The sequence below is a fragment of the Pelomonas aquatica genome (assembly GCF_026712205.1).
GTDB lineage: Bacteria > Pseudomonadota > Gammaproteobacteria > Burkholderiales > Burkholderiaceae_C > Pelomonas > Pelomonas aquatica.
Genome location: NZ_JAPPUW010000032.1, coordinates 39,105 through 49,632, shown reverse-complemented (window position 1 = coordinate 49,632; position 10,528 = coordinate 39,105). Strand labels below are relative to the sequence as shown.

Annotated in this window: 10 protein-coding genes and 1 pseudogene; 5 read left to right on the top strand and 6 right to left on the bottom strand. The window is 67.4% G+C overall.

Going from position 1 to position 10,528, the window contains the following annotated elements:
- Nucleotides 1-118 precede the first annotated feature (118 nt).
- Nucleotides 119-256, top strand: a pseudogene (locus NYP07_RS22585) (IS630-like element ISCARN39 family transposase); the annotation flags it as partial.
- A gap of 40 nt (nt 257-296) precedes the next feature.
- Here the strand turns inward: NYP07_RS22585 and NYP07_RS22580 are convergent.
- The 5 genes from NYP07_RS22580 to NYP07_RS22560 are packed head-to-tail and all read right to left on the bottom strand — an operon-like array spanning nt 297 to nt 7,192.
- Nucleotides 297-2,426: a TonB-dependent receptor gene (locus NYP07_RS22580; RefSeq protein ID WP_268154217.1), complete on the bottom strand. Its 2,130-nt coding sequence runs from the start codon at nt 2,424-2,426 to the stop codon at nt 297-299.
- 45 nt (nt 2,427-2,471) lie between these two features.
- Nucleotides 2,472-3,539 carry a phosphotransferase family protein gene (locus NYP07_RS22575; RefSeq protein ID WP_268154215.1) on the bottom strand — a complete coding sequence of 356 codons (1,068 nt, stop codon included), beginning with the start codon at nt 3,537-3,539 and terminating at the stop codon, nt 2,472-2,474.
- Nucleotides 3,532-4,725, bottom strand: a complete 1,194-nt coding sequence (locus tag NYP07_RS22570) for an acyl-CoA dehydrogenase family protein (protein ID WP_268154213.1) — start codon at nt 4,723-4,725, stop codon at nt 3,532-3,534. The genes NYP07_RS22575 and NYP07_RS22570 overlap by 8 nt, the downstream gene beginning before the upstream one ends.
- An 11-nt stretch (nt 4,726-4,736) precedes the next feature.
- Complete coding sequence (locus NYP07_RS22565; RefSeq protein WP_268154211.1) at nt 4,737-5,492, bottom strand: SDR family NAD(P)-dependent oxidoreductase; 756 nt, start codon at nt 5,490-5,492, stop codon at nt 4,737-4,739.
- The gene (locus NYP07_RS22560) at nt 5,489-7,192 is read right to left on the bottom strand and encodes a methyl-accepting chemotaxis protein (protein ID WP_268154209.1); all 1,704 of its coding nucleotides are present in this window, start codon (nt 7,190-7,192) and stop codon (nt 5,489-5,491) included. Before NYP07_RS22560 ends, NYP07_RS22565 begins: the two co-directional genes overlap by 4 nt.
- Before the next feature lie 40 nt (nt 7,193-7,232).
- Here NYP07_RS22560 and NYP07_RS22555 point away from each other — a divergent pair, with 40 nt between their 5' ends.
- A complete protein-coding gene (locus NYP07_RS22555; RefSeq protein ID WP_268154207.1) occupies nt 7,233-7,994 on the top strand; it encodes a TetR/AcrR family transcriptional regulator in 762 nt (253 codons plus the stop codon).
- 32 nt (nt 7,995-8,026) lie between these two features.
- Here NYP07_RS22555 and NYP07_RS22550 read toward each other — a convergent pair whose 3' ends face one another.
- The gene (locus NYP07_RS22550; protein ID WP_268154205.1) at nt 8,027-8,713 is read right to left on the bottom strand and encodes a TetR/AcrR family transcriptional regulator; all 687 of its coding nucleotides are present in this window, start codon (nt 8,711-8,713) and stop codon (nt 8,027-8,029) included.
- Nucleotides 8,714-9,080: 367 nt separating this feature from the next.
- On the opposite strand from NYP07_RS22550, the gene NYP07_RS22545 reads away from it, so the two are divergent.
- The 3 genes from NYP07_RS22545 to pqqB all read left to right on the top strand — a co-directional run bounded on the left by NYP07_RS22545 (nt 9,081) and on the right by pqqB (nt 10,518).
- Nucleotides 9,081-9,338, top strand: coding sequence for a hypothetical protein (locus NYP07_RS22545; protein WP_268154203.1), 258 nt, complete (start codon nt 9,081-9,083; stop codon nt 9,336-9,338).
- Between the two features lie 131 nt (nt 9,339-9,469).
- Entirely contained in the window at nt 9,470-9,544 is a 75-nt protein-coding gene (gene pqqA, locus NYP07_RS24180) for a pyrroloquinoline quinone precursor peptide PqqA (RefSeq protein ID WP_378990140.1), read from the top strand.
- 41 nt (nt 9,545-9,585) lie between these two features.
- Nucleotides 9,586-10,518: a pyrroloquinoline quinone biosynthesis protein PqqB gene (gene pqqB / locus NYP07_RS22540; RefSeq protein ID WP_268154201.1), complete on the top strand. Its 933-nt coding sequence runs from the start codon at nt 9,586-9,588 to the stop codon at nt 10,516-10,518.
- Nucleotides 10,519-10,528: the final 10 nt, after the last annotated feature.

Below are 10,528 nucleotides of genomic sequence, written 5' to 3'. Positions count from 1 at the left end.
TGAGCCGCTCGGCCAGTCGGCTGATGGTGGCCTTGTCGCTGACGATCAGACTCTTCATCCACGCCTCCGGATGTTGCGTGGATGGAAATTGTATCTAATATATTGAACGCGAATTGGTATCAAGCGCCACGCCCTGGCGAACTTCTGCCCGGACACGCTGAGCGAGCTGAAGGACACCGCACGGCGCAAGCTCAAGAGCGGGCAGAAGCGCAAATCGATCATCACCGCATGCTGGAAGCAAGCTGAGCTGTGGTGATGTCGTGCTTTAGGTAAAGCTCAATAGTTGGATGAGCCGCCTAAAAATGCATCGTGGCCGAGGTGCCAAGCAACCAGGTGCGCCCCGGCGCTGGCTCGAAGAAGCGGCTGTTGCCTTCGTTGACGATCACAGAGCCGGCGTACTTGCGGTCGGTCAGGTTGTCGCAGCGGACAAAGGCGGAAAGCTCCCAGTGCGCTGCGCTGTAGTTGTAGCCCGCGTGCAGGGCCGCCACGGTGAAGCTGCCGGCGGCATCGGTGTTGGCGTCGTTGACCGGCACGCCGCTCAGGTGGCGCAGTTCCACGCCGCCGCGCCAGCCGGTGGCCGGCAGCCAGCCGAGCGAGGCAAACAGCGAGCCGCGCGCGATGCCCGGAATGCGGTTGCCGGCCGGGATGCGCACGTTCGGAGCCGCGCAGGGCGTGGCCGTGCAGGTGAGGAAGGCGTCGGTGTATTTGGCGGTCAGCAGCGTCGCGACGGCCTGCGCCTTCAGGTCCTGCAGCCAGTTGGCGGACCAGCCCAGTTCCAGGCCGGTGCGCTTCGTGCCGCCGGCGTTCTGGTAGGTGGTGCGGCCGCCGGTGTTGGTCTGCGTGACGATCTCGTGCCTGGTACGCGTCTCGAAGGCGGCGACGCTCAGTTCGCCCAGGCTTTCGCCGAGGCGCGCCTTGACGCCGGCCTCCACGCTGTTGCTGGTCGCCGCCTGCAGGCCGAAGTTCAGGCCGGTCTGGCCGCCGGAGCGGTAGGCGAGTTCGTTGAGCGTCGGCGTCTCGAAACCGCGGCCTGCGGTGGCGTAGAGATGAACGTCGCTGTTCAGCGTATACATCGCGCCGACGACCGGCAGCGTGGCACCGTAGTCGGTGCGGCCGCTGTCGTCAGGGTTGCCGGTGGAGATGTAGTGGTCGGTCGACTTGAAGGCCACGCGGCTGTGGCGCACGCCAGCGTTCAGGCTGAACTTGGGCGTGAGCTGCCAGCCGGCCTGCAGGTATTCGTCGAGGCTCGATACCGTGTTGTTTTCGTCGCGGCGGAGCGCACCGACCACGCCGAGCGTGTTGCCGATGAAGTTCTGGTAGCCGCGGCGGTGTTCGTCCAGCCCATCGTAGGCAATGCCGCCGACCAGCGTGAGCGGCGCGTCGAGCAGCGCGGATTTCAGCGTCCAGCGCACTTCCGCGCCCCGGTAGTCGCGGTCGAGATCGATGACGCCGCCCGGGTGCGTGGCCGGGGCCTGGGCAGCCTTCGGGATCGACTGGAACTGCTCGGCGCCGCGGTGGCCGCCGTAGGCCATGAGCTGCACGCTGTTGGCCGCGTCGAGCTGCCGCTCGTAGATCAGGCCGGCCTGCGTCTGGTTGACGGTCTTGCGCGTGTTGTAGGCCAGCGCCGAGGGGTCGACCCCACGCGGGTTGGCTTCGAACTGCGCGCGCGACAGGCCCATCGGATCCTGCGCCTCGGGCAGCGCGACGCTGTTGACGACGAGGGTCAGCTTGCTGTCGGCATCGGGATGCAGCGTGAACTTGGCATTCCCCAGGCGCCGGTCCGCGGCGCTGTGGTCACGGTAGCCGTCGGTGCGGAAGCGGCTGGCGCCGACGACGAAGCCCACGCCGCCGACCGTGCCCGAGGCCTTGGCGCCGACGCGCAGCACGCCGTGGCTGCCCGTCGCCACGTCGAAGCCGAGCCGCGTCGCGCCGCCGCCTTCCTCGCTGAAGACCTGGATCACGCCGCCCGACGAGTTGCCGTACAGCGCCGAGAACGGGCCGCGCAGCACCTCGATGTGGTCGACCGAGCCCAGCTCGACATGGGAGATCTGGCCCTGGCCGTCCGGCAGCGTCGCGGGGATGCCGTCCACATAGAGCCGCACGCCGCGGATGCCGAAGGTCGAGCGCGCGCCGAAGCCGCGCACCGAAATCTGCACGTCCTGCGCGTAGTTCTGCCGGTCGCGCGCGAGCAGGCCCGGCACGCCGCCGAGGGCCTCGGAGATGTTGACCAGCGCGTGGCCGCCGCGGATTTCCTCGTTGGAGATGCGGCTGATCGAGGCGGGTGCATCGAAGGCGGCCAGCTCGGTGCGCGTCGCGGTGACGACGACCGGCGGCAGGGCCTGCAGGTCGTTCAGGGTGGAAGGCCCCGACTGTCCGAACGAAAGCGCGGGATAGGCCAGGCAGCTGATGAACACGAGGATGCGCATGAGGTTCGACTCTCTGGTGGCGGCATGTCTTGAAGACGCATCGGGCTAGCGATGAACACGCGAGGCCTGCTCCCAGGCGATCGTCGCGACGCGGGCAAACCGTTCGCCCATGACCTCGCCGTCGGCGCTGGCGGCCGTCCCGCGGGCCACGCGCCCCTTGATGCCATGCAGGATCGCGGCGAAGCGGAACATGTTGAAGCTGATGTAGTAGTCGAGGTCAGGGATGCCGTCACGGCCGGTGCGGCGGCAGTAGGCCGCGACGTAGGCGGCCTCGTCCGGCAGGCCGGCCGCCTGCAGGTCGACGCCGGCGATGCCGCCGAGGATGTCGGGAGGCATGCGGTACATCATGGCGTGATAGGCGAAGTCGGCCAGCGGGTCGCCCAGCGTCGAGAGCTCCCAGTCCAGCACCGCCAGCACGCGCGGCTCGGTGGGGTGGAAGATCATGTTGTCGACGCGGAAGTCGCCATGCGTGATCGCCGTCTCGCCGGACGCCGGCAGGTGCTCCCGGAGCCAATCGACCAGGCGGTCCATGGCCGGGTGGCGGCCGGCGAGTTCGTCGTCCAGATACTGCTGCGACCAGCGCGCCAGCTGCCGGGCGACATAGCCACCGGGGCGGCCATAGTCGGCCAGGCCGACCGCGGCCGGATCGATGCGATGCAGGGCGGCGAGCGCGGCGTTCATCGCATCCAGCATGGCGGGGCGCTCATCGCGGGGCAGCGTCGAGAAGCTCGCATCCCAGAAGATGCGCCCCTCGACCATGTCCATCACATAGAACCAGCTGCCGATCACGCCCTCGTCGGTGCACAGGGCATGAACGCGCGGAACGGGGTAGCCGACGGCCCCCAGCTCGGCCATCACGCGCGCCTCGCGCTCCACGGCATGGGCACCCTTCAGCAGCGCGCCGGGCGGCTTGCGGCGCAGCACATAGTCGGCGCCCGGCGTGCGCAGCCGGTAGGTGGGGTTCGACTGCCCGCCCTTGAACTGCTCGACATGCATGGGCCCGGCAAACCCCGGGATGTGGGCGGCCATCCACTGAGCGAGGCGGGCTTCGTCGAAGCGATGCTGCTCGCGCACGGGCGTGGTGCCGGCGAAGTCGGAGCTTGCTTCAGCCATGCGATGCCCCTGCCAGCGCGTCGCGCTTGATCTTCTTGGCCAGCGACCATTTGTGGACCTCGGTGGGGCCGTCGTAGATGCGGAAGGCGCGCAGCTCGCGGAACACCTGCTCGACGACGGTGTCGCGCGAGACGCCCATGCCACCCATGATCTGCACGCAGCGATCGGCGATGCGGAACAGCGCCTCGGAAACCGCCACCTTGGTCATCGAGCTCTCGACGCTGCCCGTGGCGCCGGCATCGAGCACGCCCGCGCACCAGTCGATCATCAGGGCCGCCTGCTGCAGCTCGATCAGGTTGTCCGCCAGCATGAAGCCAACGCCCTCGTGGTCGACCAGCAGCTTGCCGAAGGCCTTGCGCGTGGTGGCGTAGGCGGTGGAGATTTCCTGCGCGCGCACGACGGCGCCGAACCAGCGCATGCAGTGCGACAGCCGCGCCGGCGCGAGCCGCAGCTGCGCGTAGCGAAAGCCCTCGTCGACCTCGCCGAGGATCTGGTCCGCCGGGACGCGCAGGCCGTCGATGACGATCAGGGAATGCCCACCGGGCATCGAGCTGTCGATGGTGTCGAGCACGCGCTCGACGCGTATCGCCGGGTCGGGCAGGTCGACGAGGAACATGGTGGCCTTCGCCTGCTCGCCCTGTCCGGTGCGGGCCATCACGATGCCGACCTCGGCGCCCTGCGCACCGGTGATGAACATCTTGCGCCCGTCCAGCACCCAGTCGGCCCCGTCGCGCCGGGCGGTGGTTGCGAGCATCGAAGGGTCCGAGCCCGCGCCGCCTTCGGAGGCCGGCTCGGTCATGTAGAAGGCCGAGCGGGCCTGGCCCGTGATGAGCTTGTCCAGGAAGCGGCGCTTCTGTGCCGGTGTCGCCACCTTGCCGAGCAGGAAGATGTTGCCTTCGTCCGGCGCCATCGTGTTGGTGGCCACGGGGCCCAGCGGCGAGAGCCCCGCGCGCTTGAGGATGGCGGCGGTCTCGAGGTGGGTCATGTGGCCGCCGTCGGGCAGGAGCTGCGGCGTCAGCACGCCGGCGGCAACGGCCTTCGCCCGCAGTTCGGCGACCAGGCCGGCTTCGGGGCCGTGTGCGCCGGCCCGCGGGTCGCGCTCGTACGGGATCACGACGTCCCGCACGAAAGCCTCGACGCGGTCGGCCATCGCCTGGCTGCGTTCGGTGGGGCAGGGGGTGAACATGTGGATGTCCTTCACAGGGTGCTGACGAGATGGCCGCCGTCGACGGCGAGCACGGCGCCGGTCATGTAGCGCGAAGCGTCCGACGCCAGCAGCAGCAGCGGCCCGTCGAGTTCGTGCAGCTGGCCGAGGCGGCGCTGGGGGATGCGTTTGATCAGGGCCTGTCCGGCTTCGCTCTGCCAGAAATGCCGGTTGAGCTCGGTCTCCATATAGCCGGGGGCGAGCGCGTTCACGCGGATGCCGTGGCGCGCCCACTCCAGTGCGAGCGCCTGGGTGAGCTGGATGACGCCGGCCTTGGACACCGCATACGACACCACGCCCGCGGCCTGCCGCAGGCCCAGGATGGAGGCCACGTTGATGATGCTGCCGCCACCGCGCTCGCGCATGCCCGGTGCCAGCGCCTGGGCCAGGAAGAACATGCCCTTGAGGTTGGTGTCGAGCACGGCGTCCCAGTCGTCCTCGCTGTGCGACAGGGCCGGCGTCTCGCGCACCACGCCGGCGTTGTTGACGAGGATGTCGATGGGGCCTGCGGCTGCGGCGAGTTCTTGCCGCGAGGCCGCGTCCGTGACGTCCAGGCGAAGGCAGCGCGCGACGCCATGCGCTTCGACGCGCCGTGCGACGTCGGCCAGCGAATCCATGCGGCGCGCCGCGATGACGACCTCGGCGCCGTGCGCCGCGAGCAGCACGGCGAAGTGGGCGCCGAGGCCGCTCGAAGCGCCCGTCACCAGCGCGCGCTTGCCGGCCAGCGCGCCGGGCTTTGTCGATGTCATGTCTGTTTCTCCTGTGGGAGCTGCTCCTGATCCGGAGCGAGGCGGAACGCCGTCATCAACGCGTTCAGGTGCGCGGACTGGCTGCGCAGGCATTCGGAAGCCGCGGCACTTTGCTCGACCAGCGCGGCGTTCTGTTGGGTGGCCTGGTCCAGCAGCGCGACGGCGCTGTGCACCTCGGCGATGCCCGAACTCTGTTCGGCCGTCGCGGCGGTGATGTTCTCCATGGCATCGGTGAGCTGGCGCACGGCCGATGTGATTTCGGTCATCGTGTCGCCCGCCTGCCTGACGAGCTGCGTGCCGGCCTGAACCCGCTCGACGCTGTTGTCGATCAGGCGCTTGATGTCGCCCGCGGCATTGGCCGACCGCTGCGCCAGCGCGCGAACCTCTGCGGCCACCACGGCAAAGCCCCGGCCCTGCTCGCCGGCGCGGGCGGCCTCGACGGCGGCGTTGAGCGCCAGGATGTTGGTCTGGAACGCAATGCCGTCGATCAGGCCGAGGATGTCGGCGATCCTGCGGCTGGCCGCCGAGATTTCGTCCATATTGGCCACGACCTGCTCCACCACCTGGCCGCCGCGTTGGGCGGTCTGCGACGCCGAGCTCGCCAGCTGGTTCGCCATCGCCGCGGATGCGGCGCTCTGCTGCACGGCACCGGTCAGCTCCTGCAGCGACGAAGCGGTCTCCTGCAATTTGCCGGCGGTGCGCTCCGTGCGGCCGGACAGGTCCGAGTTCCCCGCCGCCACTTCGTCGCTGGCCACGCCGATGCTGTCCGCGCACTGGCGCACGTCGCCGACGAGGCGGCGAAGCCCGTCCTGCATGTCCGCGAGCGCATTCAACAGCGCACCGACTTCATCCAGCTGGTGTGAGCGCGCCTGCGCAGAAACATCGCCCTGCGCGACCCGCCTCGACAGCGCGACCGCCTGGCGAAGCGGCCGCGTGATGCTGCGCGATATCAGGATCGCGAACAGCAGTCCGGTGGTGAGCGCCACGCAGGCCATCACGACGGTGACCCATTGCGACACCCGGGCACTCCGTGACGATTCGGTGGCGGCGGCGCTCATGGACTCGCCCATCGCCACGCGCAGCGTGGCGAGGCTGTCCATCCATTGCGCCTGGGGGTTGGAGACCTGGGTGGAATAGAAATCGGTCAGCGTCGCACGGTCCACGGTGCCGGCCAGCCCGGACATCTTGTCGAACAGCGGAAGCGCCTCCGCCTCGGCCGCGTGGACGGCATCCGCCGGCTTGCTCCACGGTGCCGCCTCGCTCGACGCGGACAGCCGTGCGAGCTTTGCATTCGCATCGGTATAGCGCTCCACCGTGGCCCGGTAGTCGTCCTGCAGGCGCTTGATCTCGTCGGGCGCATCCGCCTCGCGCAGGCCGCCCAGCACGATGACCATGTCCTGCACCGCGATCTGCATGTCGCTCGCCAGCGTTTCGCGTTGCGCATGCTCCTCGACGAGTTGCCGGGCCACCGCGGACATCGCGCCCGTCTGTACCCAGCCCGTGGCGCCAACCGCGAGCAGCATCAGCAGCACCAGCCCGAACCCCAGATGGAGCCGTGCCGCGATGGACGGATGGACGCGCTGCAACAGCCTCGGCAGACGGACGCCGAAGGCGCGCGGGGGTTGACGGGGGGCGTGGCCAGACGGGTCCAGGGCAGCGCCGATCTCAGCTTCGCGGTTCCAAGCCTCTGTCACGAGCATGCTCCTTGTTGGTCGTTCTTTGTACATTAAAATTGTACAAATGACCAAGCACAATTATCATTGTGATAACAATGAAGTTGTTCGTTTGACCACAAGGCTTGCGGCTCATGCCGGGGGCCGGAGAGGGCTGGGCATGGCGAAGGCATCAAGGGTTGACGAAACGGACAGGCCGCAAACCGAGGTGCCGGTTCGCGGCGCTCGTGCGCTGCAGTCCGAGCGCCGTCGCCGGGACATCCTGAAGGCTTCCGGCAAGGTGCTTTCAGAGGGCTTCGCGGACTTCTCCCTGCGCAAGGTCGCGGCGGCGGCCGACGTGCGCCTCAATACCGTGCAGCATCACTTCAAGGATCTCGACTCCCTGCTCCATGCCACGCTCGAATTCGTCGGCCGCGAGTTGCTGACCCGTTTCGTGGAACTGGGTCGAGGCCAGAACGAAGATCCCGTCGACGATCTGCTGGTCTTCCTCGACGAAGCCTGGCTCGCGATCCGGAAGGCGGTCGTCCGGGTGTTCTTCTTCGAACTGTGGACGATGGCCTTGCGCCGGCCCGCCATCGAGGGGATGGTCAAGCAGATGTACAGCGAATATCAGGCATCGCTGGCGGCGATCCTGCGGCGCGTGAACCCGGCCTTGACGGACGCCGAGGCCGGCGTGCTGGCCCGGCTGATCTGCTCATGGACCGAAGGCGCGCTGGTGATGGCTCACTGGGGCGGGGAAAGGGTGCCCTCTTTGAGCCTGCTGAGCATCCGGATGAAGTCGGCCTCGCTGGCGCTGGTGGGTGTCGCGAATCCGGCCGCGCGCCGTTGACTTCCGCGGATTGCCCGGCCGTGGCGGCGCGTTCAGGCCTGGCGGGCGAGTCGCCGCTGGTCGGCGTTCTCGGCGGGGGCAATCAACGCGAGACAGGCGGCCTTCATGCGAAGGCTGACGAAGCTCAGCGAAGGTGCTTCGCCATCGCTCCAGTGTGACGTGACCATGGCGCCCTCCGTCCAGCTGCAGATCAGCATGGCCAGCGTCTGGAGCTCGGTGTCCGTCAGGCCGGGATTGACTCGATGCACGATGGCCGCCACCGAGTTTCGGTACTCCGTATAGAGCTGCCTGACCAACTGCCCGATGGAGGGCCGGTGCAGTCCCATGGCCCAGACTTCGATGCTGAAGGTCCGGATGTTCGTGTCACGAATCGCCACCCACGCTTCGTCCAGGAACACCATCAGGTCGTCGCTGGGCGAGTCGTATTGGCCCGCAGCCAGCTGTCGCATGCGGGGCAGGAAACGCCCCAGCAAGGACTCGACCGTCGCGAGCACGAGCGAGTCCAGGTCGCCGAAGTGGTGTTGCACCGTGTTCAGGCGCACACCGGCCGCGGCGGCCACCTTGCGCAGGGAGAAGTCGGCGTAACCCTCCGCGAGGACGTCGGCGGAGGCTTTCAGGATGTCCGCACGTCGGCGCTCCGACTGCGCGGCGCGAACACCGCTCGGGACTGCTGCCGCAGCGTCGTCGGCTTCGTGGTCTGGGCCTGCTGGCTTGGTCATGTCTTGGGTCCTGTGGCCGGAGGGCGCGCGCGTCGCTGGTCGATGGAACAACATTCTGCCTGTTTCAGCGACAGCGCGGTGCGCGCCGGACATGGCGGACAGGGGTTTCAGCGGGCAACCGGTGAAGGCCAGCCCCTTGTGCGTAGGGGGCGTCGGACAACGCCCTCCAGCTTCCGGCTCTCCAGAGGCTGAACTTTTATTATTGTGCATGCGACCATATTTGCGGGTTTCTACTGCCGCTTGGATGTTGATTTTTATTGGTCGATAGACCAAACTTGCATCAAATGAAACGACAGGCTGGGCCATCTAGCCAGGACATCGCCAGAGGGCTCAGCAACGCTGTCCGTTTGCGCCGAAGGAGCAGATCATGAACATCTCGCACGCCAACATCCCGTCATCGCATTTCGAGGTCAGGTTCGAGTCGCTCTTCAGCGATGGCCGAGGCCTCGTCTTCCCTTGTGACGAAGAAGGCCAGGTCGATATCAATGCGCTCAGCGAGCGCCACCGCAGCAACTACTTCTTCGCCCGGGCCATGCTCGGTCGAGAGTACGCAACCCCGCGTGTCATCTCCTGCGGTCAGTCGACATGTCAACCGAGTTCCCAAAGAGAGCAGGTGGTTGGTTGACCGTCCCTGGCCTGCCAGGGACGGCGCACCTTCTCCTGCGCGCACCGGAGGCTGCTCAATGACTTAGATCCACCGCCATAAGTGCACACATTCTTCCTCGCCCCATCCATCGCCCCACCAAGGAGATTCTCATGACCTGGACTACCCCCGCATACCAAGATTTTCGATTCGGCTTCGAGATCACGATGTACGTCGCGGCGCGCTGACGCCCCGAGGCGAGCTTGCGGACGATGACCTCCCAACGACCATGAAGATCCTCGTTCTTGGCTCAGGTGCGGGTGGCGGCTATCCGCAGTGGAACTGCAACTGCAGGCTGTGCAACGGCCAGCGCAGCGGAACCCTGCAGGCGTCCGCCCGTACTCAAAGTTCCATCGCCGTTTCGCCCAACGGGGAGCATTGGCTGCTGCTGAATGCGTCCCCCGATCTTGGCCACCAGATCCGCAGCAACGCGGCGTTACACCCGCGTGGCGGCCTGCGTGGCAGTCCCATCCGCGCGGTCTTGCTGACAGACGCTCAGGTCGATCACACGACTGGCCTGCTGAGCCTGCGCGAGGGAGCGCCCCTCGAGTTGTACTGCACGTCATCGGTGTTCGAGGATCTGTCCGGCGGACTGCCTATCCTGACTACGCTGGGTCACTATTGCGGTGTGCGCTGGCACAGGATCCCCATCGGCGGAGAGCAAACCGCTGCAGCGCTGGACGTCGAGGGCTTCCCTGGGATCAAGGTTCGGGCGCTGGCGATCCCCGGCAGCGTGCCTCTCTACTCGACGCGCCGCTGGGGCGCCTCTGCGGGCGACAACATCGCCCTGCTGATCGAGGACGCAAATACAGGAAAACGCGTCTTCTACGCTCCGGGACTGGCACACGTAGGCGATCCGGAGCTGGCGTGGATGCAAGAGGCCGACTGCGTGATGGTCGACGGCACGTTCTGGACCGAAGACGAAATGATCGACGCCGGCCTGGGCGCGCGGTCTGCCAGTGACATGGGCCATCTGTCGCAAACCGGGCGCTCTGGGCCGCCGGGGATGCTCGCCGTGTTGGACAGGCTGAGCACGCGACGCAAGGTGCTCATCCACATCAACAACAGCAATCCAATCCTCGACGAATGCGGCGAACAGCGGCGGATTCTTGCGCTGTGCGGCATTGAGGTCGCCCACGACGGCATGGAGATCGAGCTGTGAGCGAAGCCTG

Coding starts and splice junctions, on each gene's coding strand:
- NYP07_RS22555 (WP_268154207.1), top strand. CDS start 7,233: ATGACCAAGCACAATTATCATTGTGATAACAATGAAGTTGTTCGTTTG.
- NYP07_RS22545 (WP_268154203.1), top strand. CDS start 9,081: ATGAACATCTCGCACGCCAACATCCCGTCATCGCATTTCGAGGTCAGG.
- NYP07_RS22575 (WP_268154215.1), bottom strand. CDS start 3,539: ATGGCTGAAGCAAGCTCCGACTTCGCCGGCACCACGCCCGTGCGCGAG.
- NYP07_RS22570 (WP_268154213.1), bottom strand. CDS start 4,725: ATGTTCACCCCCTGCCCCACCGAACGCAGCCAGGCGATGGCCGACCGC.
- NYP07_RS22565 (WP_268154211.1), bottom strand. CDS start 5,492: ATGACATCGACAAAGCCCGGCGCGCTGGCCGGCAAGCGCGCGCTGGTG.
- pqqB (WP_268154201.1), top strand. CDS start 9,586: ATGAAGATCCTCGTTCTTGGCTCAGGTGCGGGTGGCGGCTATCCGCAG.
- NYP07_RS22550 (WP_268154205.1), bottom strand. CDS start 8,713: ATGACCAAGCCAGCAGGCCCAGACCACGAAGCCGACGACGCTGCGGCA.
- NYP07_RS22560 (WP_268154209.1), bottom strand. CDS start 7,192: ATGCTCGTGACAGAGGCTTGGAACCGCGAAGCTGAGATCGGCGCTGCC.
- NYP07_RS22580 (WP_268154217.1), bottom strand. CDS start 2,426: ATGCGCATCCTCGTGTTCATCAGCTGCCTGGCCTATCCCGCGCTTTCG.